This is a genomic window from Halomicrococcus pelagicus, assembly GCF_051917725.1.
Taxonomy (GTDB): Archaea; Halobacteriota; Halobacteria; order Halobacteriales; family Haladaptataceae; genus Halomicrococcus.
Genome location: NZ_JBQBLX010000001.1, coordinates 189717 through 215188, shown reverse-complemented (window position 1 = coordinate 215188; position 25472 = coordinate 189717). Strand labels below are relative to the sequence as shown.

Genomic DNA, 25472 nt, shown 5'->3' with positions numbered 1-25472 from the left:
TTTATGTAAACCCCCCGTCAAAATTAGCCATCAAGAAGGTTCTTAGTATTCCATTGGGGGAGGACATTCGAGCCGCAACACACACGATCTATTTCTCACAGTACTTTGTTCACTTTCACATTGGTGGATAGGGTGACTTGCTCGCCCGAAACTGGTGTTATCTAGTAGTACTGCCGTGGTATGCGCGCACGGGCGTGAACTTTCCTATTAGAGAATCTGCGAAATAGCCCGCACGTGCGAGAGCAAGCGTAATATGTAGCTCACTTCTGCCATTGTGGTATGGGAATTAAAAGTACCACACTGAATGCAGAAGATGGATTTGAGCTTCCATCTCCGTCGATTGAGGAAAACTGTAGGAAAGAACACCCATACCCGTCTCGTCCAGTTAATTGGGAACGAGCGTACGAACGAGGATGTTCGTGTTCGGACTGTAACCCCTTTGCGATTGATAGAGATATCAAGCTGCAGCGTGACGAAGAACAATTAGAACAAGAAGAGGGTGATCAAAGATCTAATTCTCTCTCTGCTGGTATCGGAACGGGTTCTAGACATGGAGGGGATGATAATCGTGATCAGACTGCATCTCAGTATCCCGTAAAAGGTTGGTCTAACCTCGAGGATATCGATATTGGGGGAGGAAAAAAAGAACATGAGAGAAGTTCGCACTCCTATGAGCCTCGGACGTCGTTCAAGAAAGATGACCCCGATGACGATGCGATAGATACGAATCTCTTTGAGCGATTGCAAGCTCTTCACATGGAGCATTTCTCCAACTATCCTTACGCTTCTACGATGTGTGAATTAGCCGAGTCAGATAGGGATAGAATGAGAGACCGTATTGAAAAGAATGGACGTCTTGTTCTCTCCTATTCCATTGCAGATAGCATCCTCTCTTCCGAACAAGCTAGAGAGGTGGTTGTTCTGCTCAGCAGAACTAAGCTAAACGAGGGCTCACTGCGTTCATACAGCTTTGAGCAGATAACGCTAGGATTGTGTTCCCTTCTCATTTCGAAATACCGTCCTCGACTGGATAACGGCTATTCGCTGGAAGAGGCTAGGGAGATACAGCAAGATAATGTTGATCGCCTTTGGGATATGATTGAGCATCTCAATGATCTCCAGTACAGTGAAGGGGCGAAAATCAATGATAGCGACTTTCAGTCTATTAAAAAGGCGTTGAAGGAACAACACTCTCACTTCGAGCAATAGGCATATTCTTTAAATAAGGGGGTAGTGAGTAAACATTAGTAAGAAAGGTTGTGAGCACAGTACACCTCCGTGACGTTCACTGGCTAATGATGCCAGTGAGAAGAAGGAGATAGATGAACTGTGTTGCTCGGGGTTGTGGGGTTCCGCTGCTGCGCGACTCCACCCACAACCCACTGCGCTACTCGTTCAGTGTTAACGGCTTCCGCCGTGTCGGAGTAGAGAATTAATTGTACATCCTTCTTCCACGGGGGTGAAAGACGTCCATGCATTAACGACCATTCACAGCCTTGGTCGTGAGAGAAGGACGTACACATCACCCCCGTCCACTAAACAATTGAATTTCTACACTTCTCTCCGAGAAGATAGTCGAGGGCGCTAGCCCTTGTGGCAAGCCCTCGACCGCTTACCGCCCTCCTCCACGCCCATAACAGAGTTGACTATTATGTCATTATTTTAGTATGGGCGTTAGTAGGGGAACGGACCTCATTCAACAACACCTAGTTGATAGTTTGCTCCTATTCTCCTCCCAGTGTTCGCTCAAGCTGGTCCCAAACCTCTTCATTTTGCTTATTTGAGGTTTGATTACGGTGTTGAAGTTTCTTTTCCACTAGTTTCTCCGTCTTTTCGAATAGTAAAAATACAATGATAATATTTGCAATTACCGAAACGAGTAATGAAATAACGATATTTGAAACCATTACGATAATAGCTCCAGCAAAGGCCCCAATTGCGACGATCTCCGCTAGGAACCTCATTGCCATTTTGTCGGCTAATCCCATACCTACGAAGTGCGACAATTATGTAATAAGAGTTTGGTAACACTATTCTTGATTTCTATGTTGTTTAGTTCTAGAATAATATCATAAGGAGTTGGATTCAAACTTGAGCAACTATATTAGTGAAATGAAGTCAGAATCCACCATCCGAAAAGAGATAACGAATATCGTGCCGACTATCTTACTTCCGTATGTCTATTCCAAATGACTCTTGTCGACGTTGTCGCTTTTCTTCTTCTGTTCTTGCATCGTAGTGCTTGTCCATCGTCTTTGTACTAACATCCATGCGTTGAGATAGATGCTCTTTGTTTTGAGCCTCGTTTAACCAGTGAGTGATAGCACTCCGTCTGATAGAGTGAGGGCTTACGACTGATGGACACTGAGCCGTCTTCTCCCAGTGTTGTGCTGCTTCACAGTCGTTTCTTTCACGACTGTGAGGGCAACCATCCGTATAATGACAAGGCCGTGTGAGCCACTTCACGTTCTTTCTTAGAGTCGTCTTAGCGGGACGGCCATACTTCGTAGTAAAGAAGGGTTGACGTCCAAAGTCGTCTTCAACGTCATGGCGGTGCATCTGTAGATAGTCATCTAGCACGTCACACACCCATGGGTGAAGTGTGATTTTACGTTCAGCGTTCTTCTTATTCTTCAAAGGGGTGCCCTTCTCTGGGCGGTGGCGAACCGCAACAGTCTGCGTAGAAGAGTCGTAGTCACCGACGTCAATGGCTTGAGCTGTCCCAAGACGAAATCCAGTGTCCCACAAGAGTGCGAACAAAGCATGTCTCATCGTAGCATACTCGAACTTATCTAAGTAGTCCAAAATCGTGTTCGCACGATCGGCGTCGATTTTCTCACTACGAGCATCATCATCGGGGTTGGGTAGAATCATATTCTCAGCAATATCGCCATCAACCACCCCCATGGACTCCATCCAACGAATAAACACACGTAGAGTGCAAAGGTTGTTGTACAAGGTCACTTCATTGATACCGCACTCTTCACGACGGTATATTTTGAAGTCGTGAATATGGAAGTTGTCGAGGACACTGATGTCATCAACATCTTCTGACTCACACCACTCAAGGAACTGCTTGAGGGCGTATTTATGATTCTGGTAGGTAGAGTTCGAAACTTCGGGCTTGCGTTCTTTTAAATACCGGTCCACCGCTCGACTGGGTTTCATGCTTCGGGTCATGGGCATTAGTCATGACCGCAAGGGCGTGATCGAGATAGACATGTCCCGGCTGTTATTGCCCTTTACTGCTGTTTACTGCTCCGTGGGCGGTTGGAAAGGCGGTTCGAATCCGCCCCGACCCATCCGCTTTCTACACAGCACCAAACTACAGGACAGCGGCAGGACTTTATCAGTTCAGTCGCCGTCCGACTGCCTCAATTCATCCGGTCAACGGACAGTACTCTACGGCGTCCGGTGGTTCGCTAGAAGGACACGATTGCCAGCAGTAAATAACTACGCCAGCCCACCGCATTCGCACACAGCCTGACAGACCACGAGATACCGCTGACAACGGACGGAGGAGGGTGGATAATACCTCGGCTATTGGCATCGGCTTCTGTACGAGAGTTAGTAGTCTTGCGACGAATCGGATAGTTGCACGGCGCACAAATATAAGATATAATATCAAACTTAATCAATCATAGTTCCGAATACTCGACGTGATGTATCGATACGAGTGCGACTTCGACGATACAGTCTTTGAAGGCCCGAAGGACCACGTCAAAGAACAAGCGAAGGAACACCTTTCACAGCATCATCGGGACGAAGTTGAAGAGAGATTTAGGAGCAACCATACTGGTAATGACTGTCTCAAGTGTGACTATCACTTCCCGATACATGCAGACGAGCATCCAGGCCTAGAATGTCCTAAGTGCGGTCATGACCACTTATCATGGTATACTGCGCAAATTGTAAAGTACATGCTCAAGAAAAGTGACTGTGACCGAGGTTTGAATCCGCCCCGACGGCCGCAATCTGACAGTCACCAATCATAAGTCGGAAGAGAGTCTATTTTCGCCCGGCCATGGACGAAGCGCTCGAAGCTGTAGAGGTCGTCGCGGACTCGGAGCTAGAAGGCGCGTTCGTGTGGTTACTGCGACTCGTGGGCCTGCTCATCGTGGCGGCGGGTCTGGGCCTGTGGCTGTTCACCGACGCGGGACTGCTGGTCGTGCCCGCCGTCCTCGTCGTGGCCGGATTGGTCCTGTTGGTCGCGCCCAGCGTCCTGCTCTCGCTCGCCGAACTGACGGGGTAGCGCTCGCCACTGGTACGCCTGCCTCTGGTTCCAATGCTGACAGTTATAACCCCGGTACGAGAACGGGGAGGCATGGCAACGTTCAGCTACTCTGACGAGGACGTACTGCTCACGACCAGCCACGCGGTTCCGGGACGGGAGGTCGCCGAACACCTCGGCATCGTCGTCGCGGACGTGACGCCGGGCCGCAACATCGGCAAGGACATCGCGGGCGGCCTGCGGGACATCGTCGGCGGACGGTCCGGTTCGTGGGAGAAGACGCTGGCGGACAGTCAGCAGACCGCGCTGGACGAACTGCTGGAGGAGGCGACGGAACTCGGCGCGGACGCCGTCGTCGCCATCGACGTGGCGGACGAGGCGCTCGGAGGCCAGGGCGGCATGATGAACGTCAAGGTCGTCGGTACCGCGGTGAGGCTGGACTAGCGCTCCTCGGGCGGCTCCACGTCCTCGCCGGCGTCGCCGGCGTCGAGGGTGGCGTCGGTCTCGACGGCGTCGAGGCCGTCCAGTTCGCAGACGTCGGCCACCGCCTCCTCCGGCACGACGACCCGGAGCGCGTCGAACGCGAGTTCCGCGTCGACCTCGCCGCCGCGTTCCTCGACCACGTCCCCGACCGCGTCGGGGTCGGCGTCGCCGAGGCGGAGGACGAGCGTCGCGGACTCGCCGGACGTGGGGCGGTCGCGGAGCGCCCGCACGGGGCGGGAGACGTACGTCGTCACGAGTGGTCGTTCGGACCCCACCCGGAACTACTCTTCGGCGACGACGAAGGTCCGGCCGCCCTTCCGCTCGAAGTACACCTCGCCGCGGTCGGACGACCGGAGGTACGCCGCGACCTCGCTGGCCGCCATCTCCGAGACGTCCGCCACCTTCTGTTCGGTGGTCAGTCCCGTTTCGTTCGACGAACGCTCACCGGACTCGGTGACCATCGTTCTGGCGTTCATGTCCGGTAGTTGTCTGGTGTCCAGTTATAGGTGAGCCGGGCGGAGTGAAAGTGAAAGTGCCGGGAAGCGCGCCGTTGGTACGCGTTCACAACCGATGCGGAGTGGCCGTCGACCGTCGGCGAGCGACGCCGACGATGCGGTGCAGTGCTCCGAGCAGTTGACAGGTGGCCGCTGGGTTTTTCGCTCCGGACTGGCACCAGATTGCTATGGGTGGTTGGCTCTCGGACGAGGAGCGCGAGCGCATCGAGAACTTCGTGACGACGCCGCGATACGATAGAACACCGGACCAGCTCTGCCCTCCAGACGGCGAGTGCGAGGACGATTGAGGTCCGAGTGGCGGCGTTCCCGCAGGAGAACTATCCGGTGATAGAGAACGTGGAACCGTTCTTCTCGACGAGTTCGCGCTCGCGGAGCGTGCGAACGATCGTGAACAGCGTTATCTTCGGCAGGTCGAGACCCGACTGGAGTTCGTCGACGGTCGCCCCGCGCGTCGTGGCGAGATAGAGGTACACCAGTTTCGCGCGCGGCGAGCCGATGTCGTCGGGCATCCCTTCGAGGCGGGCTGATTCGTTGGAACTGGACTCCGTCCGTGGAGATTCGGCCGGACGAGCGTCGGCGTGGCGTGCGTTCATCGGTACCCGAAGGACACTGTTCGACGATAATAAACCCTTGCTACGACAATCGTCGAAACCCAACGTATCCTCCCCGAGATTTTATGTCGTTTCCGGTCGTATCGTTGAGATATGCCTCCGGCGCGGGACGACTCCGAAACGGGAGACGCCGACGCGGGGAAGGTGCTCTCGCCCGACGAACTCGACATCGAGGCGAGCGAGAGCGTCGTCTCCCTCGACGACGACCGGTACGTCATCGGTGCCGGCGACGAGCCGTCGGTACCCGACAACGTGGCCGAACTACCGGGCGACAGCGGCGGACGGACGGAGCCAGATACCGATTCGACCACGGAGTCGTCGCCGAACGCGGACGGCGGACCGACAGCCGACGGGACCACCGGCCAGCCCTCGGCTACCGACGACCGGAACATCGACGCCAGCGACGTGCGCGACTGGCTCGAGGACGACCTCTCGAGCGTGGGGTCGCGGTACGGCTTCCACATCGCTGCGAAGGCAGAGGACCGCGTCAGCCACCAGCAGATGTTCTCCGACGACGTCGGCACCGTCTTCGACGGCCTGCTGATGTGGTACGCCCAGCAGGTCGACCGCAACACGCCCGTCGAGGACGTGCTCGGCATCCTCCTGATGGAGTCGAACCTCCGGGTCCGCTACTCGCCGAACTGCCTGCGCGGCGTCCTCGACGCCCACGACCTCTCGCCCGACGACAGCATCGCCGACCTGTTCGACGCGCTCGGCGACGCCAACGGCATCGTCTTCCCGCCCGAGAGGGCCTCCAGGCGACGTAACCGATAGGCGACGTTTCGGCTTCGGTCGACCGCGTCCCTCGGGACGTGGCGAGCGCCTGCGAGGGTCGTGTCGCCGCCCCGGTGCGAACGCGTCGATACTCCTCCGAACGACGTTTCCGGTCGGATTATCCGAACTGATAGGCGGGCGTGGGTTTTACGTTCAGGAGTTCGATTGGTACGACGACTGACCATGAGTGTACAGCAGTCGCCGTCCGAAGGAGGGGCCGATGCGGAGGCGCAGGTCGTGGAGTTCAGGTTGGGCGAGGACGTCTGTGCCATCGACATCGACCAGGTCGACAGCATCGTCGAAGTGAAGAAGGTGACTCGCATCCCGCGCACGCCGGACTCCATCGAGGGCGTGATGGACTTGCGCGGCGAGACGACTGCCATCATCGACCCCAAGGAGTTCCTGAGCGTCTCGGTGGACGACAGCGGCGACAGCGTGCTCGTGCTCGACCGGCCGGACGACAAACAGCGAATCGGCATCCGCGTCGACGAGGTGCTCGACGTGGTGTCGTACGCGCCCGGCCAGGTCGACGACGGCGACGACCTGGAGAACCTCGACACGCGGGGCATCCGCGAGAAGGTGGCCCGGGGCATCATTCGGAAACCGAACGGCGACGGTCTCGACCTGGTCGTCTGGATCGACGTCGACCGGATGATAGACAGCCTGAACTGAACGTCTCACTCTTCGGTCGAGTCATCAGGCGTGATAATTCGAGGGTAGCATTTATTTAACACCCTTTCAAAGCACTCGCTGGTGAAAAGTGAATGGCGAATGACGTGCTAATTGTCGACGACTCGGAATTTATGCGGAATCTACTGCGGGAGATTCTCGAAGAGAAGTTCGACATCGTCGGCGAGGCCGAGAACGGCGTCGAGGCCGTCGAGATATACAAGGAATCGAACCCCGACCTCGTGATGATGGACATCGTGATGCCCATCCGCGACGGCATCGAGGCGACGGCGGAGATCAAGGAGTTCGACGCGGGTTCGCACGTCATCATGTGTACCAGCATCGGACAGGAGGAGAAGATGAAGAAGGCGGTGAAGGCCGGCGCTGACGGTTACATCACGAAACCGTTCCAGAAACCCAGCGTGATGGAAGCCATCGACGACGTCGTCTCAGCATGACGCGAGCAGTCGTCGTCGACGACTCGCATTTCATGCGGACCGTCATCACCGACATCCTCGAGTCCGGGGGTATCGAGGTCGTCGGCGAGGCGACCGACGGACGGGAGGCGGTGTCGGCCGTGGCCGAGTGCGACCCGGACGTGGTCACGATGGACGTCGAGATGCCGAACATGAACGGTATCGAGGCGGTCGAGGAGATCATGGCGACGACGCCGACGCCCATCCTGATGCTGTCCGCGCACACCGAGAACGGGGCGGAGGCGACGTTCGAGGCGCTCGACAAGGGGGCGGTCGACGTGCTCGCCAAACCCGGCGGCGAGGTTTCGACCGGCATCTCCGCCATCAAGGACGACCTGGTCCGGAAGGTGGAGTCGGTCGAACGAGCGGACCTCTCGACGGTCGGCGAGTCCTCGCCCGAACCGCAGTCGCCCGACGTCGCGGACGAGACGGCGTTCGCCGAGAACGGTACCGTCGTCGTCGGAGCGTCGACGGGCGGTCCGAGCGTCGTCGAGAACGTCCTCTCGGGGCTCCCCCTGGCGGCGGACCTCCGGGTGCTGGTAGTTCAGCACATGCCGGACAGCTTCACGAGCCGATTCGCCAAACGGCTCGACGGTCGCAGCGACTACGACGTTCGCGAGGCGGAGGACGGCGACCGCATCGGCGGCGGGGAGGCACTCGTCGCGAAGGGGGACTACCACATGGTGGTGTCGAACTACTCCGACGGCCGGCTCCGGGTGAAACTCGACCAGGGACCGGAGCGCCACGGCGTCCGCCCCGCCATCGACGTGACGATGGAGACGGCGGCCGAAACCGTCTCCGACGCGCTGACCGGCGTCGTCCTCACCGGTATGGGAACCGACGGTGCGGCGGGCATCGAGGCCATCAAGGCCGCCGGCGGAGCGACCCTGGCGCAGGACGAGGAGACCTCCTCGGTGTTCGGCATCCCCGCTCGCGCCATCGAGACCGGGTGCGTCGACGACGTGTTACCCGCCGGACAGGTGCCGCGCGGAATACTTTCGACGGTTCGAGAACCGACGTGATGTCCAATGGACGACTACATACAAGATTTCATCCGCGAGAGCGAGGAGAACATCACGGAACTGAACAACTCGTTGCTCGCGCTCGAGGACGACCCGGACGACGAGGAGGCGATGGACTCCATCTTCCGCACCGCCCACACGCTGAAGGGGAACTTCGCGGCGATGGGGTTCCAGGACGCGAGCGACCTGGCCCACGCCATCGAGGACCTCCTCGACGAGATGCGGGAGGGCCGGCTCGCGGTGACGCCGGAGCGGATGGACCTCGTGTTCGCTGGCGTCGACCGTATCGAGTCGCTCCTCGCCGAGATAGAGGAACACGGCGAGGAGCGAACCGACCCGGGCGCGACCATCGACGAGATTCGCGCCGCGCTCGACGCGGCCGGCGAGTCGGCCAACGACGCCGACGACGACAAAGAGGAGGCCGGGAGTGACGACCGGACGGCGGCGGCGCTGGCCGCGCTCGACGACCCGGCGGACCTGACCGGCGTCGGCGACGTGTTCCACGCTCACGTCGACGTGGGCGACTCGGAGATGAAAGGCGTCGACGCGATGTTCGTCCTCGGCGAGGTGACGGACGAACTCGACCTGGTCGGTGCGGTACCACCCGTCGAGGCCATCAACGAGGGCGAGTACGACGACGGCTTCGACCTGTTCGTCACCGCCGGGACCGCGGACGCCGTCGACGAACTGCTGGAAGGCGTCGGGAAAGTCGCGTCCGCGACGGTCACCGACGTTACCGACCGGGTCGCCGGAGACGCCCCCGATGCGGCGGACGGCGCCGACGACTCCCCAGCCACGCCCGACGACGCTGCTGCGGCCGCCACGCCCGACGGAGTCGACGGTTCGACTGCTGCTGGTTCCGCCGACGGCGACGTCGAACCGGCGGACGCCGACGGCGTGGACGACGCCGGGGGCATCGACGGCGCGGACGCTGACGCCGACGAGACCGAGACGACGCCCGAGGTGGACGAGATACAGTCGGTTCGGGTGGACGTCGACCAGCTGGACGACCTGCACGGGCTGGTCGAGCAACTGGTCACGAGCCGGATAAAGCTCCGGCGGTCGGTCGAACAGGCCGAACTCGACGGTGCCGCCGACAACCTGGACGAACTCGACAAGATAACGTCGAGTCTCCAGGACACCGTCATGGACATGCGGCTGGTGCCGCTGAAGAAGGTCGTCAGCAAGTTCCCGCGGCTGGTGCGCGACCTCGCGCGCGACCAGGAGAAAGACATCGACTTCGAGATGGAGGGCGAGGACATCGAACTCGACCGCACCATCCTCAACGAGATCGGCGATCCGCTGATGCATCTCCTGCGCAACGCCGTCGACCACGGCATCGAACCGCCGGCGGAGCGCGAGGCGAAGGGGAAGCCCCGCGAGGGGACGATTCGGCTGAAGGGGTCGCGGTCGCGCGACCGCGTGACCATCACGGTCGAGGACGACGGTGGCGGCATCGACGCCGACGCCCTCCGGACGAAGGCGGTCGCCAAGGGTATCATGACCCGCGAGGAGGCCGACGCGCTCACGGACGAGGAGGCGTACGAACTCGTCTTCCACGCCGGATTCTCGACGAACGACGAGGTGACCGACGTGAGCGGTCGCGGGGTCGGCATGGACGTCGTCAAGAACACCATCACGCGTCTCGACGGCGACATCAGCGTCACCAGCGAGATAGACGAGGGGACGACGGTCAGCCTCTCGCTGCCCGTCACCGTCGCCATCGTGAAGGTGCTGTTCGTCGAGTCGGGCGAGGAGGAGTACGGCATCCCCATCAAGAACGTCGACGAGATACGGCGGATGGGCGAGGTACAGCGCGTCGAAGGCGAGGAGGTCGTCACGCACGACGACACCGTCTACCCCCTCATCCGACTGGGCGAGGCGCTGAACGTGCCCGGAGAGACGAAGAACGGCGACGGCATGCTGGTGCGGGTCAAGGAGTCCGAGCGCCAGGTCGCGATTCACTGCGACGCCGTGAGCCGCCAGGAGGAGGTCGTCGTCAAACCGTTCGAGGGCATCCTCTCCGGGATTCCCGGTCTCTCGGGTGCGGCGGTGCTCGGGGAGGGCGACGTGGTCACGATACTCGACGTGGAGAGTCTATAATGACGATGGAGATCGACATACGGAAGCTGAGTCTGTTCAACAGGATGGCAAAGCAGGGTGCGAGCACGGTGGCGAACCACCTGAACCAGATGACGGGGATGGAGACGGAGATGGAGATAACGAAGATAAACTTCCTCGACATCGCCGACATCCGCACACACGTCGGCCACGAGAAGCAGGTCGGCATCCACATCGAACTGGTCGAACGCCCGTACGGCTACATCCTCTTTCTGTTCTCCGCCGGCAGCGCGAAACAGCTCGCTCACGGCATGATGGGTGGGATGGGCGAACGCTCCGAGAGCGGCTTCTCGGACATGGAGAAAAGCGCCGTCCAGGAGATTGGCAACATCATGACCAGCGGCTTCATCGACGGCTGGGCGAACGTCCTGGAGACGACCATCGACTTCTCGACGCCGAAGTTCACCTACGGACCGGGGAGCAAGATGGTCGACTCGCTGGTCGGCCACCGGGACGACGACGTGGCGATGGTGTTCGACTCGCGGGTGCGCGTCCCGGACTCGAACGTCGAGGTGAAGGTGTACTCGTTCCCCGAACTGGAGGAACTCGTCGCGCTGATGCGCCAGATAGAGGTCTGACATGCGGGTCGACATGGCCACGTTGCGACAGTTCAACCGCATGGCCCACGAGGGGGCCGAGCGGGCGGCCCGGCATCTCTCCGGGCTGGCGGGGGTCGAGACGTTCGTCGACGTGACGAAGACGAACGTCTCCACGGCGGCGGGAATCGGCGGCGTGGACCGCCGGGTCGGCGTCGGCGTCGACCTCGACGGCGGCCTCCGGGGGCGAACGATATTCTCGTTCACGCCCGAGAGCGCCGGTCGGCTGGCGGACGTGCTCGTACCCGACGCGGACGGCGTCGACGAGAGCGCCATCCGCGAAGTGGGCAACGTGATGGCGGGCGGGTTCATCGACGGCTGGGCGGACTATCTCGACACCGTCATCGACATCTCGCCTCCAGAGTACGTCGAGGGCGAACGAGCCGCGGTGCTCCAGGGGGAGGACGAGGACCACGCGCTCGCGTTCGCCAGTCGAGTCGAGACCATCGAGGCCGACCTGACGTTCGCCATCCACCTGTTCCCCGAGCGGGCGTCGCTCGGAGAGGCGTTCGACCGCGTGCGCCCCGGAGCGACGGAACAGGTCGACTCGGCCGCTGGCGGGACGGTCGAACTCGCGACCGGCGGCGACTCTGTCGACGGGGACGAGACGACGGTCTCCGTGGAGAAACTCGCCGTCTTCGGCGAGATGGTGCGTCGGGGCGCGACCAGCGTCGCGAGCAACCTCACGGAGATGACGGGCATCGAGACGACCGTGGACGTGACGACGCTGAGCTTCGTCCCCCTCGAGGAGCTACCCGGCGACCTCCGGGACGGGACGTTCGTCGGCGTCGTCTTCGAACTCGACGGTCCGCCGAGCGGCTACGTGATGGTGCTGTTCGACGAGGCCTCCGCCCGGGACGTGGCGACCGCGCTGGTCGGTGACGGCCACGACCCGACGAGCGAGAGCGCGACGTTCACCGAACTGGACCGCAGCGCCATCCGCGAGGTGGGCAACGTGATGGCGAGCAGTTTCGTCGACGGCTGGGCGAACGCACTCGGGACTGCCATCGAGATATCGCCGCCCCAGTTCGTCCACGACCTCGGCGGTGCCATCGTCGACCCCGTCGCGGCCAGCCTCTCCCAGCGCCAGCAGTTCACGTTCGTCTCGGACGCGACCATCCGGGCGGACGACCGCGCGTTCGACTGTAGCCTCTACGCGCTGCCCGACGCCATGGAACTCCGGGAGGCGTTCGACGCGCTGGACGGCGACGCGACGGCGGAACGGTGGACGAACGCGGGAGAGCTATGAAGGTGTACCGGAGCGACTCGCACGAACGGGACGCCCCCGTCAGGGTCGGCGTCGCGGACTACGTCGTCACCGACACCGCCACCCGACTGACGACGACCGGGCTGGGGTCGTGTCTCGGAATCGCGCTCGTCGACACCGGGTCGTCCACGGGCGGTCTGGCACACGCGATGCTCCCGGAAGCGCCCGACGACCCCGACGACGGGGCGAAGTTCGTCGACTCCGTCGTCGGTGCGATGCTGTCCGAACTGCGCGAGGCCGGGACGGACGCCGACGCCGTCGTGGCGAAGATAGCGGGCGGGAGCAACATGCTCGACCTGTCGGGCGTGGGCCGGGAGATCGGAACCAGGAACGTCGCCGCGGCCCGCGAGGCGCTCTCCGACCGCGACGTGCCCGTCGTCGGCGCTGACACGGGCGGCAGCCACGGTCGGTCGCTGGAACTCCACGTCGACACCGGGACGCTGGTCGTCCGGAGCGCTCACGAGGGGGTGAGCCGGCTGTGAGCGCGTTCGAGGACGTGCTCGCGTACGTCGAATCGGAACTGGGGTTCTCGACGAGCCACTACGACGCCTCGTATCTCGACCGGCGCGTCTCCTCGCGGATGCGTCGCACCGACGTCCAGGAACACGAGACGTACCTCGACCTGCTCCGGAACGACGAGGACGAGCGCGAGCGACTGCTCGACGCCCTGTCGGTGAACGTCACCAGCTTCTTCCGGAATCCGGACGTGTGGGCGGAGCTCCGCGGCGTCCTGAACGCGCTGGCGGAGGACGGGTCGGTGAAACTGTGGAGCGCCGCCTGTTCGGACGGTCGCGAGCCTTACTCCCTGGCGATGCTCGCGCTCGACGAAGGCCTCGACCCGGCGGACGTCGAGGTGGTCGCCACCGACATCGACGGCGAGATACTCGAGGCGGCGCGACGCGGCGTCTACCGTACGACGCGAACGACCGACATCGCGGAGCAACTCTCGCCGCTGACGCGGTACGGTCGATTCGTCGACCGCGACGACGACCGATTCGCGGTCGCCGACCGCGTCCAGGAACTCGTCCGGTTCGAACGCCACGACCTGATAAACGACGAGCCGAAAGCCGACGTCGACCTCGTCGCCTGTCGCAACCTCTTCATCTACATCAACGCCGAGCACAAGCTTCCGATGCTCCGAACTATCACCCGATCGCTGCGAGTCGGCGGGTACCTCGTCATCGGCAAGACCGAGACGCTGCCGGAGGAGCTGAAATCGGACTACGAACCGGTGGACAAACGACTCCGGATATATAGGAAACTGGACTAGTACTCCGGAGCGGCGTCCAGGACCAGAAGCGGCCCCCTTAGACGCCGTAGGCGGCGTATCTTCGACCATCGTCTCCGGCGACCACCGCCGGATAGTATCATCTGTGATAACTCATACAGAAGATTAATGTAGTGAAAGTTCGCTGTTGTCGGTAATGAAACTTATAAATCTCGACCCTACTATCGTCCCGGTTCTCGCGTCCAGCGCGACGGCGATGGGCGCGATGGGAATCATGGACTTCATGGAAGAGGAGGAGGAGTCGGACGGCGACTCAGGGTCGGTCGACGCGGGCGGTGGCGACGACCTGTTCGGCGACGACGCCGGCGGCGACATGGACGGCGGGTTCGGCGACGTGGCCGACGACGGAATGGACGACGGGATGGACGACTGGGGAGGGGACGACGGCGGGTTCGGCGACATGGGCGGCGGTGGTGCCGCGGCGACCCAGGAGCTAGAGAACCGCGTCGAGGAACTCGAAAACGAAGTCGGCGACATCTCGTCGTCGATGAGCACGGTCCGCAGCGAGAACGAACAGATCAGCGAGAAGGTCGACGACGTCGAGGAGAACGTCCGCAAGCTACTGGAGATCTACGAGATGGTGACCCGGGGCGTCAACCCGTTCGTCGACGACGTGCCGAACGGCGGCATGGGCGGCGACGCGTTCGACGGCGGCGCGGCGGGTGGCGGGGGCGACTTCGGCCTCTTCGACGACGAGGAAGACGAACAGTCCGAGGAGGACCTCGACGAGGACGTCGCGGACGCGGAAGCGGAGAGCTTCTTCGACGACGACTTCGACGACATCGAGGAGGCGGACGCGATGGACGATTTCGAAGCGGAGGACGACATGGACTTCGAGGACACGGACGACGGCGACGACGAAACGGCCCAGGCGGGCGGGTCGACGTTCCAGGAACTCAAAGAGGAGTACGAGTCCGGGGAGGCCGACTGGGCGGAGGGAGACGACGGTGGCCCGGAGGCGGCCGCCGAACCCGAACCGGCCCCGGAGCCCGAACCGGAGCCGACCCCGGAGCCCGAGCCAGCGAGCACCGACGCTCCGGCCGAGACGGCCCCCGAGGACGACGGAGAGTTCGAGTTCGAGGGTCCCGAACAGACCGGCGAGACGCGGGCGGCGGAGACGACGATGCGGATGCGCCAGGGGACGAACAAACCCTACCTCGAACGGCTCCCCTCCGGTTATCTCGTCGACCTCGTCGTGATGGAGTGGCTGGAGTTCCTCGTCGAGGAGTTCGGCGCCGAGGAGGCCGTCCACACCATCTCCTACTACGAGGACATCGACTGGATAGGGGAGTCGGTCGCGGACGACCTGCTCACCTTCGTCGACGGCATCGCCGACGTGACGGACGTCGACGAGGAGGCCGGAAGCCCCGCGACGCTCGGCGTGGACGACCACATCCAGAGCCTGACGTTCATGAGCCAGCTCACCGGCGACGCGATAGAGCAGAAGGTCGTCGACCACTGCGCGCAGATTCGGGGAGAGGGCCATGGGCTTCAGCGTTAGCGGTGCCACGGCGATCCTGTTCATCGCGATGTTCGTCAGCTTCGGGGTCCTCTACACCGCGACCTACAACGGCTTCGAGCGCGTCACGGACGCCCGGAACGCAGAAACCGACCGGGCGCTCACCCAGCGCAACACGGCAGTGAACGTCACGGACGTCGACGACGGCGGCGACTACCTCAACGTCACCGTGAACAACACCGGCTCGACCGCCCTGAACGTAAACGACACCGACCTGCTCGTCAACGGAAGCTACGTGACCAGCGAGGACGTCGTCAACCGCACCGTCGAGGGTGACGGCGAGACGTCGCTGTGGCTCCCCGGCGAGACCCTCCGCGTCGAGGTCGACGTCTCGTCCGACCCCTGGAACGTGGACGACGTCTCGTCCGTTTCGTGGCAGGTGAAGGTCGTCACGGGCCCCGGCGTGGCGGACACGGAGGTGGTCTGAGTGGCGAGCGTCTCCACGTCCCACCTCATCCTGTTCATCGCCAGTCTCCTCATCGCCGCGAGCGTCGCCGGCACGTTCACGACCGGTATCCAGCGCCTCTCGGGCGCGCTCGGCGACAGGAGCATCGACGTGAGCAAGGACGTGCGCTCGGACGTCGAGATAATCAGCGATTCCGGAAGCGGGGCCGTCTACAACGCGAGCGGTAACGAGAACGTCACGGTGCTCGTCAAGAACACGGGGTCGGGTGATTTAGATGCATCCAAGGGTCAGATTGAAGTACTGCTAGACGGGAAGTATCAGAAGAACGTTTCCGTGGAAGTCGTAGACGGAAGCGCCTGGACGGAAGGAAATGTCGCCAGAGTTAGCATCGATGGCGGCGAGCTGTCGGCCGGAGACCATCGCGTGAAGCTCATCGTCGGCGGCGACGAGGAGGTGTTCAGATTCAGAACATGAGCTCGAACAATCTGTACTCGCTCGGTCTGGAGGACCACGACCGCCTGAACAACGAACTCGGGGGCGGCATCCCCCGGGGGTCCATCGTCCTCGTCGAGGGGGACTACGGGGCCGGCAAGAGCGCGATGAGCCAGCGCTTCAGTTACGGTCTCTGCGAGACCGACCACAGCGTGACCCTGCTCTCGACGGAGCTGACGGTTCGCGGGTTCATCGACCAGATGCACTCGCTGTCGTACAACGTCGAGGAGCATCTGCTGGACGAACGACTGCTCTTCCTCCACGCCGACGTGGATACCGGACACAAGCTCAGCGCGCCGGGAGCGCCCGACGACGAGGACGACGGCAGTCAGCGCAAGGAGCTGTTGAACCGCCTGATGAACGCCGACGCGATGTGGGAGGCGGACGTCGTCGTCATCGACACGTTCGACGCCATCCTCCGCAACGACCCGACGTTCGAGGCGCTGGTCCGGCAGAACGAGGAGCGCCAGGCCGCCCTGGAGATCATCTCGTTCTTCCGCGACCTCGTCTCGCAGGGGAAGGTCGTCGTCCTCACCGTCGACCCCTCGACGGTCGACGAGGAGGCCATCGGTCCGTTCCGCGCCATCGCCGACGTGTTCATGGAACTCCAGATGGTCGAGGTCGGTAACGACGTCCGCCGCAACATCTCCGTCAAGCGGTTCGCCGGCATGGGCGAGCAGGTCGGGGACACCATCGGTTACTCCGTGCGCGCGGACGCCGGCATCGTCATCGAGAGTCGTAGCGTGGCGTAGGCAGCATGACCGAGCACGGGACCACCCAGATAGAGGACGACCTTCGGGAGGTGGCGATGCGTCGTCCGCATCTCCGCGACTACCTGAAGCGGTTCAAGCAGTTCACGGGTGAGTTCCCGCGCCTCGTCGAGGAACCGAGCAGCGAGTGGGAGGCCGACAAGCCGAACGTCATCTACCCCGCCGGCGGTCCCATCTACTGTCACGTCTACGGCGACGTCGGCCAGGACACCAAGTACTACGCCGTCGAGCCCGAACTCTCTGACACCGAACAGGAGCTGTTCTGGCAGGTCCGCGGCCAGATTCTGGAGAAGAGCGTCAACAAGCCGGCCCCCCAGGACGAGTCGGAGTACGACGACCGCATCGAGGAACTGCTCCAGGACACGGTTCGCGTCGAGAACGGCGACGGACGCGGCGGACTCGTCGACCGAATCAACCGCTTCTCGCCGAAGAACTTCCGCGAGCGCGTCCAGGGCCTCTCCCCGCAGGACCTCGCCCGCCGCATCGGTTCCATCGGGTACGAGGACGTGAAGGCCGGCGTGCGAAGCCTCCGGACGAACGACGTGGTCGAGGAACTGAAGACGCTCTCCAGCGTCGGTCAGTACGAGGTGAGCGAGCAGACCTACGAGAACATCCGCTACCGGCTGAACCGCGACATCGTCGGGTTCGGGCCGCTGGAACCCATCATGCGCGACTCGGCGAACGAGGACATCCACGTCATCGGCCCCCACGAGACGTACGTCGACCACGGCACGTACGGGATGCTGGCCACGACGGTCGACTTCGGCAACGCCGAGCAGTTCGACAACTGGCTTCGCAACATGGGCGAACGCATCGGCGACCCCGTCTCCGACTCGGACCCCATCGTGGACTCGACGCTGCCGGACGGGTCGCGTATCAACATCATCTACAGCGACGACGTGAGCCTGAAGGGACCGAGCCTCACCATCCGTCAGGGCGAGGGGACGCCGCTGTCGGTCGCCCAGATTACGAAGTGGGGGACGCTGTCGCCGAAGCTGGCGGCGTACCTCTGGCTCTGCCTGGAGAACGAACAGACGGTGTTCGTCGTCGGCGAGACGGCGTCCGGGAAGACGACGACGCTGAACTGCATCATGTCGTTCATCCCCCGGGACAGCAAGATATACACCGCCGAGGACACCGCCGAGGTGCTCCCGCCCCACGACACGTGGCAGCAACTGCTCACCCGCGAGGGCCAGGGCGAGGGCAGTTCCGACGTGGACATGTTCGACCTCGTCGCGGCGGCGCTGCGGTCGCGCCCCGACTACATCGTCGTCGGTGAGGTGCGTGGCGAGGAGGGCCGCATGGCGTTCCAGGCCGCCCAGACCGGCCACCCCGTGATGTTGACCTTCCACGCCAGCGACATCGTCTCGATGATCCAGCGGTTCACGGGCGACCCCATCAACGTGCCCGAGACGTTCATGGACAACGCCGACGTGGCGCTGTTCCAGAACCGGGTCAAGCAGGGCGACGACGTGTTGCGCCGGGTGACCAGCGTCCAGGAGATAGAGGGGTACTCGAAGGACATGGGCGGGGTCGTCACCCGGCAGGCGTTCTACTGGGACCCCGTCGACGACGAGATCGTCTTCCAGGGGATGAACAACTCCTACGTCCTCGAAGAGCAGATAGCGACGCTGCTGGGGTACGAGAACACGCGCGACATCTACGACGAACTGGACTTCCGCGCGGAGATAATGGAACGGATGATAGAGGAGAACGTCCTCGGGTACCACGAGGTCAACGAGACCATCGAGGCGTTCCAGCGTGACGGCGTCGAGGGGCTTCCCTTCGACATGCACCGGTCGATATAGCATGGCAGAAGCAGAGCCACAACAACGTGACGCCAAACAGCTCTTCTCCAGCGTCGTCTCCTCGACGCTGGAAGCGTACGACGAGATGGAGATACCGATGTACCGGTATCTCGGGGTCGTCGTCGTTCCCGCCGTGGTCTTCGCCGTCCTCTCGTTCGTCGTCGTCTTCGTCGTCGACCTCCCCTTCCTCGTCGCGTTGCCCGTCCCGCTGCTGGGCGTCCTCGGCGTGGTGTCCGCCCTCGTCTATCCGAAGATTCGGCGCGACCGCCGCCGCAAGCAGATAGAGGACCGTCTCCACCTCTTCATCACGCACATGACCATCCTCTCGACGGCGAACATCGACCGCGTCGAGGTGTTCCGCATCCTCGCCGAGGAGGACGAGTACGAGGAACTCGCCCGCGAGATGCGTCGGCTCGTCGAACTCGTCGACACGTGGAACCAGAGTCTGGACGACGCCTGCCGTCTCCGCGCGAAGTCGGTGCCGAGCAAGGCGCTCTCGGACTTCCTGGACAGGCTGGCGTACACCATCAACGCCGGCCAGGAGATACAGGAGTTCCTGCTGGCGGAGCAGGACGCCGTCATCCAGCACTACGTCACCATCTACGAGGGAGCGTTGCGGAACCTCGAAGTGATGAAGGACCTCTACCTGTCGATGATTCTCTCGGTGACGTTCGCGCTCGTGTTCGCCACCGTACTCCCCATCCTCACCGGGACGAACCCGACGATGACGGTCGGGGCAGTCGTGGTCATGTTCGCGTTCGTCCAGGTCGGGTTCCTCTTCATGATTCACACGACCGCGCCGTACGACCCGGTGTGGTACCACCCGGAGAAGCGCGGGCGGACGGTCGCCGAGCGCAAGATACGGGCCAGCGTCATCGGCGGCATCCTGCTCACCGTCGCCGCCATCGGCGCGAGCCTCTACGTCCTGCTCGGCCGGACATCCATCGCCCCCGACGCCATCCCGCTGCCGGTGTACGCGGCGTTCCCGACGACGCCGCTGCTCATCCCCGGCCTGATCGTCCGGCGCGAGGAAGAGAAGGTCAAGGGCCGCGACGACGAGTTCACCAACTTCATCCGGGCGCTCGGCGCGACCGAGAGCGCGAAGCAGTCTACGACCTCGAAGGTGCTCGAGAGCCTGCGAAACAAGGACTTCGGGGCGCTGACCGACAACGTCAACGACCTCTACAAGCGACTGAACATGCGGATAGAACCGGAGATGGCCTGGCGTCACTTCTCGGCGGACACGCGGTCGTATCTCATCCAGAAGTTCAGCGAGATGTACCTCCTGGGTCGCCAGATGGGCGGCGAACCGAAGCGCCTCGGCGAACTCATCAGCGGGAACATGAACGAGGTCATGCAGTTGCGCGAGCAGCGCGACCAGTCGACGGTGACGCTCATCGGCGTCCTCTACGGTATCACGGCCGCCTCGACGTTCGCGTTCTTCATCGGTCTCGAAATCGTCGACATCCTGGCGGGGATGTCCATCGGGCTGAACACGTCGCAGTTCGACTTCGGGACCATCATCCACACCGAGGTGTACGACAACATCATGATCGAGTACCTGCTGGTCCTCATCGTGCTCATCAACGGCGTGCTGTCGTCGCTGATGATTCGCATCGTCGACGGCGGCCACAAGGTCAACGCCTACCTGCATTTCGTCCTGTTGACGTGGGTCAGCGCCATCATCGCGTGGGTGACCCGCAACGTCGTCGGGGCGTTCCTTAACGTCTGAATATTTATATAGACGGAGTGAAATGCAAGAAGAGACGCGCTGGCACGCGAAAACCATGTCCGAAACAGTCATCGCCGACTTCGTCGCACGCTTCAGCCTCGACACCGCCGAGGACCCCGAACCCGTCCGGGGGCGTATCGTCCTCAGTCAGAAGCGCCTCGTGCTGGCCACCGGCGGGTCGAAGACGACGATACCGCTCGCTGCCGTCTTCGACGTGTCCGTCGGACACGTTCCCGACGAACTCGAATCGTTCTTCAACGACACGCTGACGGTCGCGTACGAGCGTGACCACGGACGCCACACCGCCGTCATCGAGGCGGGTACCGAGGAGGTGGGGCAGTTCAAGACGCTGCTGTTCAAGGCGATGCTGAGCGGGACGCCCGTCCGGGTGAAACATCCGGCGCGCGTCGGCGGTCGGGTCACCGACGGCGAGTTCGAGGCGGGCAAGATACGAATCCAGCCCGGTCGGGTGGAGTTCTGCGGCGTGTCGGAGCCGTTCGAGGTGGAGCTCTCGGCGGTCACGTACTTCCAGAAGCAGCGGCGCGAGGTCGGCGGCGACGAGCGCACTGTCGTCGCCATCCGCCACGCGTCGGAGGGACAGACGGTCACCTCGGAGTTCGCGGTCGCCTCGAAGCACAAGCTCAACCTGCTCGGACGCTACTTCCGGCTGGAGTACTCGGAGGTCGCCAAGGAGGCCGAACGCGTCGACACCTCCGAACGGGAGATGGAGGCGCTCGTCGCCATCTACTCGGGGGCTAGCAGCGGCAACCTCGCCGGTGCCCTCGGCATCGACGCCGGGAGCGCCGCGATGTTGCTCTCGGACCTGGAGGAGAAGGACCTGGTCGACGACGACGGCGAGCGACTGTCGCTGTCGCCAGCGGGGAAGATGCTCGTCAGCGACCGCATCGAGAAGGTGAACACCTGACTGACGGGGGTCGCCGTTCGAGGGGACCAGTTACTTTACCGAGCCGTTCCTGGCTACGAACATGGCGATACGGCTGTATGCGCTCGACGGTTGCCCGTACTGCGAGACGGTCCACGACGCGCTCGACGACGCCGGCGTCGAGTACGAGACGGAGTGGGTGGAAGCGCTGCACTCGAAGCGAGACGAGGTAAAGCGCGTCAGCGGTCAGCGCGGCGTCCCCGTGCTCGTCGACGACGAGCGCGGCGTCACGATGGCCGAGAGCGAGAAGATAGTCGAGTACGTGGAGCGGACGCTCGCATGAAGATTTACACCGGTCGCGGCGACGAGGGCCAGACCGACCTGCGGGACATGTCCCGCGTCTCGAAGGCCAGTCCGCGCATCGAGGCCTACGGGACGGTCGACGAGGTGAACGCCCTGGTCGGCCGGACGCGACCGACGGGTCACGACGACGTCGACGAGAAGCTCCGCGAGGTCCAGAACCACCTCCACGTCGTCCAGGCGGACTTCGCCAACCCCGACCCGGACGACGGCGACCCCGAAGTGGGCGAGGAGCACGTCGAACTCCTCGAGGAGTGGATGGACGGCTACGACGACGAACTCGACCCGCTGGAGTCGTTCATCCTCCCCGGCGGCGGCGAGTCGGGGGCGAACCTCCACCACGCCCGCACCGTCTGCCGACGCGCCGAGCGCCGCGCGGTGGCGCTCGCGGCCGAGGAGGACGTGAACGACGTCGCCGTGACCTATCTCAACCGCCTCTCGGACGCGCTGTTCGTCCTCGCCCGCGTCGTCAACGAGCGCGACGGCGAGCACGAGGAGTCGCCGACGTACTGAACCGACTACAGTCCGAGTTCGCGACCGATGACGAGGTGCTGAATCTCGCTCGTCCCTTCGCCGATCTCCATCAGCTTCGCGTCGCGGAGGAACCGCTGGGGCGAGAAGTCCTCGGTGTAGCCGTAGCCGCCGAGCACCTGGACGGCCTCCTCGGAGACCTTCCTGGCGGACTCGCTGGCGTCGAGTTTCGCCATCGCGCTCTCGTGGGTGACCGACTCGCCCGCGTCGTACTTCGTCGCGGCCTTGTGCGTGAGCAGTCGCGAGCGCTCGATCTTCCGGTCCATGTCGACTATCTTGTTCCGGATGGCGTCGAACTTCGAGATGGGCTGGCCGAACTGCTCGCGCTCGGTGCTGTACTCCTTCGCGGCCTCGAACGCGCCCTGGGCGATGCCGGTCGACAGCGCGGCGATGGAGATGCGACCGCCGTCGAGGGTCTTCTTCGTCTGCTCCCAGCCGTCGCCCTCCTCGCCGAGCAGGCGGTCCTCGGGGAGCCGGACGTCCGAGAGCTTTATCTCGCAGGTCGGGGAGGCGTTCAGGCCCATCTTGTCCCACACCGTCGTCACCTCGAAGCCGTCGTCCTCCTCGGGGTCGACGATGAAGGTGGAGATGCCGTCGTAGCCCGCGCCGGGGTCGGTGACCGCCTTGACGAGCACGCTACCCGCCACGTTCGCGTTCGTGATGAACTGCTTCGTGCCGTTGAGGACGTACTCGTCGCCGTCTTTCTCCGCCATCGTGTCCATGTCGCTGGCGTCGGAGCCGGACTCCGGTTCGGTGAGCGCCCACGAACCGACGTACTCGCCCTCCGCGAGCGGGCGGAGCCAGCGCTCTTTCTGCTCGTCCGTGCCGAACAGCTCGATGGGCTTGCTGGCCAGCGAGACGTGCGCGGCGTAGGAGAGGCCGACCGAGCCGGAGACGCGGCCGAGTTCCTCGGTGACGAGGGCGTACATCAGCTGGTCGCCGCCGAGACCGCCGTACTCCTCGCTGACGGGGACGCCCATCATGTCGAGGTCGGCGAGCTGGTCGAACACCTCCTCGGGGTAGCGGTGTTCGTCCTCTATCTCCTGGGCGATGGGTTCGATCTCCTCCTCGCAGAACTCCCGGACGGTGTCCCGGACCATCCTGTGCTCGTCGGGAAGGTTGAAATCCATGTGCAAATTTTGCGCGACCGACGGCTTAAAGACAGCGAACCCCGCGGCGCGAGGGCACGAACCGGCGGCGACCCCTCCCCGCCGTCACAGCACGTCGGCCCCGTCGGTGATGACGCCGTCGACGCCCGCCCGTCGGAGCGCGTCCGCCTCCTCGCGCGTCGTCACCGTCCACGCGTTCACGCCGAGGCCGGCCTCGTGGGCCCGGGTGACGAACGCCTCGTCGCAGAGCCCCTGCTCGGGGTGGACGAACGCGCAGTCGAGGTCGACGGCGGCGGCGACGCAGTTCGGCCCGCGGTCGCTGATGAACGCCAGCGTCGCGTCGGCGTCGCGTTCGCGAATCTCGCGGAGCGCGCGCCGGTCGAACGACGAGAAGAGGCAGTCGTTTTCGGCGTCCGCGGCGGCGGCCAGCACGCCGTCGGCCATCCCGGTTCGTTTCAGTTCGACGTTGACGTCGACCGCCGCCGGAACCGCGTCGAGGACGGTATCGAGGTCCGGAATCGGCTCTCCGGAGTCGAGCACGGTGAGTTCTCGAATCTCCGACCACGGGGTCTCCTCGACGAGGCCGGTGGCGTCGGTCAGCCGGGAGAGCCGTTCGTCGTGGAAGACGACGAGTTCCCCCGACCCGCAGCGGCGCACGTCTATCTCGACCTGGTCCGCGACCTCGCTCGCCGCCCGGACCGCTCGCACGGTGTTCTCGGGGTGCTCGCCGGCGAAGCCGCGGTGGGCGATGAGCGTCACGTCGCTCATACGTCGTCTGCGCTCCCGGCGAACTTATCCCCTGGGCCTCCGTGGCCTCCGGTATGCGAGCCGTTCGTTACCACGAACACGGCGGTCCCGACGTACTGACGGTCGAGGACGTCGACCGGCCGACTCCGGCCGACGACGAACTCCTCGTCGCGGTGCGCGCCGCGGCGGTCAACCCGGTCGACACCTACTTCCGCGAGGGGTCGTACCCGCCGGGCGATCTGCCCTGGATTCCGGGCTCCGACTTCGCCGGCGAGGTCGCGGCGGTCGGGGACGAGGTCGAGGAGTTCGCCCCCGGCGACCGCGTGTTCGGCACGGCGCTCGGCAACGACCGACCCGGGACCTGCGCGGAGTACGTCGCCGCGCCGACCGACCGCGTCGCCCGACTACCGAACGGCGTCGGTTTCGACGAGGGGGCGGCGGTCGCGCTGGTCGGCGTGACTGCGTGGCGCGCGCTCGTCGACCACGCCGACCTCGAACCCGGAGAGCGCTGCCTCGTCCACGGCGGCAGCGGCGGCGTCGGCCACGTCGCGGTGCAACTCGGCGCGGCGGTCGGGGCGCGGGTCACGACCACCGCCCGCGAGACGTACCACGACCGCATCGACGCGCTCGGGGCCGACGACGTCCTCGACTACGCCAGGGACGACCTCGCCGACGCGGTCCGGGACGCCGGCGCGCCCGACGTCGTCCTCGACCACCGACTGGACGACTACCTCCAGTTCGACGCGGACGTGGCCGCCCAGGGCGGTCGCGTCGTCGGAATCGGCAACCAGGATGCTGCGGCGGGGTTCGAGGACGTTCCGGCCGCGCGCTCGAAGGAACTCACCCTGACGCTGATGAGCATGTTCAACACCCCGGACGTGGCCGCGGTGCTGGAACGCCTCGCGCGCCTCGTCGCCGACGGCGCGATAGCGCCGGAGATAGCCGACTCGTACGCGCTGGACGCGGTCGACGAGGCCCACCGGGCGGTGCTCGAGGAGAGTTTCTGCGGGAAGCTCGTCGTCGAACCCTGACCGGGCCGCGTCGGCGCCGCCGAGGCAGACT

At 63.3% G+C, this 25472-nt stretch carries 29 protein-coding genes; 22 read left to right on the top strand and 7 right to left on the bottom strand.

Features of this window, described 5'->3' with window-relative positions; genetic code table 11:
- Positions 1–279 precede the first annotated feature (279 nt).
- Entirely contained in the window at positions 280–1209 is a 930-nt protein-coding gene (locus ACTF4R_RS01160) for a hypothetical protein (RefSeq protein WP_440005591.1), read from the top strand.
- 515 nt (positions 1210–1724) lie between these two features.
- Here the strand turns inward: ACTF4R_RS01160 and ACTF4R_RS01155 are convergent.
- Both ACTF4R_RS01155 and ACTF4R_RS01150 read right to left on the bottom strand, forming a co-directional pair.
- Positions 1725–1988 carry a hypothetical protein gene (locus ACTF4R_RS01155; protein ID WP_440005589.1) on the bottom strand — a complete coding sequence of 88 codons (264 nt, stop codon included), beginning with the start codon at positions 1986–1988 and terminating at the stop codon, positions 1725–1727.
- A 178-nt stretch (positions 1989–2166) separates the two neighbouring features.
- On the bottom strand, positions 2167–3180 hold the full coding sequence (locus ACTF4R_RS01150) for a tyrosine-type recombinase/integrase (protein ID WP_440005588.1): 1014 nt from the start codon (positions 3178–3180) through the stop codon (positions 2167–2169).
- Between the two features lie 844 nt (positions 3181–4024).
- Here ACTF4R_RS01150 and ACTF4R_RS01145 point away from each other — a divergent pair.
- Complete coding sequence (locus ACTF4R_RS01145; protein WP_440005587.1) at positions 4025–4252, top strand: hypothetical protein; 228 nt, start codon at positions 4025–4027, stop codon at positions 4250–4252.
- Positions 4253–4324: 72 nt separating this feature from the next.
- On the top strand, positions 4325–4675 hold the full coding sequence (locus tag ACTF4R_RS01140; RefSeq protein WP_440005585.1) for a YbjQ family protein: 351 nt from the start codon (positions 4325–4327) through the stop codon (positions 4673–4675).
- Here ACTF4R_RS01140 and ACTF4R_RS01135 read toward each other — a convergent pair.
- From ACTF4R_RS01135 to ACTF4R_RS01125, 3 genes are all read right to left on the bottom strand, one after another.
- The gene (locus ACTF4R_RS01135; RefSeq protein ID WP_440005583.1) at positions 4672–4968 is read right to left on the bottom strand and encodes a hypothetical protein; all 297 of its coding nucleotides are present in this window, start codon (positions 4966–4968) and stop codon (positions 4672–4674) included. The two genes, ACTF4R_RS01140 and ACTF4R_RS01135, sit on opposite strands and share 4 nt — an antisense overlap.
- 27 nt (positions 4969–4995) lie before the next feature.
- Entirely contained in the window at positions 4996–5190 is a 195-nt protein-coding gene (locus ACTF4R_RS01130; RefSeq protein WP_433623682.1) for a hypothetical protein, read from the bottom strand.
- Between the two features lie 356 nt (positions 5191–5546).
- Positions 5547–5822 carry a TrmB family transcriptional regulator gene (locus ACTF4R_RS01125; RefSeq protein WP_433623680.1) on the bottom strand — a complete coding sequence of 92 codons (276 nt, stop codon included), beginning with the start codon at positions 5820–5822 and terminating at the stop codon, positions 5547–5549.
- A gap of 111 nt (positions 5823–5933) precedes the next feature.
- On the opposite strand from ACTF4R_RS01125, the gene ACTF4R_RS01120 reads away from it, so the two are divergent.
- The 18 genes from ACTF4R_RS01120 to ACTF4R_RS01035 all read left to right on the top strand — a co-directional run bounded on the left by ACTF4R_RS01120 (position 5934) and on the right by ACTF4R_RS01035 (position 22536).
- Positions 5934–6614: a DUF7500 family protein gene (locus tag ACTF4R_RS01120; protein WP_440005581.1), complete on the top strand. Its 681-nt coding sequence runs from the start codon at positions 5934–5936 to the stop codon at positions 6612–6614.
- A gap of 183 nt (positions 6615–6797) precedes the next feature.
- Entirely contained in the window at positions 6798–7286 is a 489-nt protein-coding gene (locus ACTF4R_RS01115) for a chemotaxis protein CheW (RefSeq protein ID WP_440005579.1), read from the top strand.
- 92 nt (positions 7287–7378) lie between these two features.
- A complete protein-coding gene (cheY, locus tag ACTF4R_RS01110; protein ID WP_440005577.1) occupies positions 7379–7741 on the top strand; it encodes a chemotaxis protein CheY in 363 nt (120 codons plus the stop codon).
- Positions 7738–8781 carry a protein-glutamate methylesterase/protein-glutamine glutaminase gene (locus ACTF4R_RS01105; RefSeq protein WP_440005575.1) on the top strand — a complete coding sequence of 348 codons (1044 nt, stop codon included), beginning with the start codon at positions 7738–7740 and terminating at the stop codon, positions 8779–8781. Before cheY ends, ACTF4R_RS01105 begins: the two co-directional genes overlap by 4 nt.
- 6 nt (positions 8782–8787) lie before the next feature.
- Positions 8788–10884 carry a chemotaxis protein CheA gene (gene cheA / locus ACTF4R_RS01100; protein ID WP_440005573.1) on the top strand — a complete coding sequence of 699 codons (2097 nt, stop codon included), beginning with the start codon at positions 8788–8790 and terminating at the stop codon, positions 10882–10884.
- Positions 10884–11480 (top strand): chemotaxis protein CheC, encoded by a 597-nt coding sequence (locus tag ACTF4R_RS01095; RefSeq protein ID WP_440005571.1) that lies wholly within the window; start codon positions 10884–10886, stop codon positions 11478–11480. The genes cheA and ACTF4R_RS01095 overlap by 1 nt, the downstream gene beginning before the upstream one ends.
- A gap of 1 nt (position 11481) precedes the next feature.
- Entirely contained in the window at positions 11482–12747 is a 1266-nt protein-coding gene (locus tag ACTF4R_RS01090; protein WP_440005569.1) for a chemotaxis protein CheC, read from the top strand.
- Complete coding sequence (locus ACTF4R_RS01085) at positions 12744–13247, top strand: chemotaxis protein CheD (RefSeq protein WP_440005567.1); 504 nt, start codon at positions 12744–12746, stop codon at positions 13245–13247. Before ACTF4R_RS01090 ends, ACTF4R_RS01085 begins: the two co-directional genes overlap by 4 nt.
- Complete coding sequence (locus tag ACTF4R_RS01080; protein ID WP_440005565.1) at positions 13244–14035, top strand: CheR family methyltransferase; 792 nt, start codon at positions 13244–13246, stop codon at positions 14033–14035. The genes ACTF4R_RS01085 and ACTF4R_RS01080 overlap by 4 nt, the downstream gene beginning before the upstream one ends.
- Before the next feature lie 154 nt (positions 14036–14189).
- Positions 14190–15554, top strand: coding sequence for a FlaD/FlaE family flagellar protein (locus ACTF4R_RS01075; RefSeq protein ID WP_440005563.1), 1365 nt, complete (start codon positions 14190–14192; stop codon positions 15552–15554).
- The gene (gene arlF / locus ACTF4R_RS01070) at positions 15538–15999 is read left to right on the top strand and encodes an archaellum stator protein ArlF (protein ID WP_113275411.1); all 462 of its coding nucleotides are present in this window, start codon (positions 15538–15540) and stop codon (positions 15997–15999) included. The genes ACTF4R_RS01075 and arlF overlap by 17 nt, the downstream gene beginning before the upstream one ends.
- Complete coding sequence (gene arlG, locus ACTF4R_RS01065) at positions 16000–16452, top strand: archaellum stator protein ArlG (protein ID WP_440005561.1); 453 nt, start codon at positions 16000–16002, stop codon at positions 16450–16452. It abuts the gene before it with no gap.
- Positions 16449–17222, top strand: coding sequence for an archaellum protein ArlH (gene arlH / locus ACTF4R_RS01060; RefSeq protein ID WP_440005559.1), 774 nt, complete (start codon positions 16449–16451; stop codon positions 17220–17222). Before arlG ends, arlH begins: the two co-directional genes overlap by 4 nt.
- Positions 17223–17227: 5 nt before the next feature.
- A complete protein-coding gene (locus tag ACTF4R_RS01055) occupies positions 17228–19048 on the top strand; it encodes a type II/IV secretion system ATPase subunit (protein WP_440005557.1) in 1821 nt (606 codons plus the stop codon).
- A gap of 1 nt (position 19049) precedes the next feature.
- Entirely contained in the window at positions 19050–20780 is a 1731-nt protein-coding gene (flaJ, locus tag ACTF4R_RS01050; RefSeq protein ID WP_440005555.1) for an archaellar assembly protein FlaJ, read from the top strand.
- A gap of 22 nt (positions 20781–20802) precedes the next feature.
- On the top strand, positions 20803–21705 hold the full coding sequence (locus ACTF4R_RS01045) for a CheF family chemotaxis protein (RefSeq protein ID WP_440005554.1): 903 nt from the start codon (positions 20803–20805) through the stop codon (positions 21703–21705).
- A 61-nt stretch (positions 21706–21766) separates the two neighbouring features.
- Positions 21767–22006, top strand: a complete 240-nt coding sequence (locus ACTF4R_RS01040) for a glutaredoxin family protein (protein ID WP_113275406.1) — start codon at positions 21767–21769, stop codon at positions 22004–22006.
- Complete coding sequence (locus tag ACTF4R_RS01035) at positions 22003–22536, top strand: cob(I)yrinic acid a,c-diamide adenosyltransferase (RefSeq protein WP_440005551.1); 534 nt, start codon at positions 22003–22005, stop codon at positions 22534–22536. Before ACTF4R_RS01040 ends, ACTF4R_RS01035 begins: the two co-directional genes overlap by 4 nt.
- Before the next feature lie 5 nt (positions 22537–22541).
- Here the strand turns inward: ACTF4R_RS01035 and ACTF4R_RS01030 are convergent, their stop codons facing one another.
- Positions 22542–23684 (bottom strand): acyl-CoA dehydrogenase family protein, encoded by a 1143-nt coding sequence (locus ACTF4R_RS01030; protein ID WP_440005549.1) that lies wholly within the window; start codon positions 23682–23684, stop codon positions 22542–22544.
- An 84-nt stretch (positions 23685–23768) separates the two neighbouring features.
- A complete protein-coding gene (locus ACTF4R_RS01025) occupies positions 23769–24431 on the bottom strand; it encodes a glycerophosphodiester phosphodiesterase (protein ID WP_440005547.1) in 663 nt (220 codons plus the stop codon).
- 53 nt (positions 24432–24484) lie between these two features.
- Here ACTF4R_RS01025 and ACTF4R_RS01020 point away from each other — a divergent pair, with 53 nt between their 5' ends.
- A complete protein-coding gene (locus ACTF4R_RS01020; RefSeq protein WP_440005545.1) occupies positions 24485–25441 on the top strand; it encodes an NADPH:quinone reductase in 957 nt (318 codons plus the stop codon).
- Positions 25442–25472 lie beyond the last annotated feature (31 nt).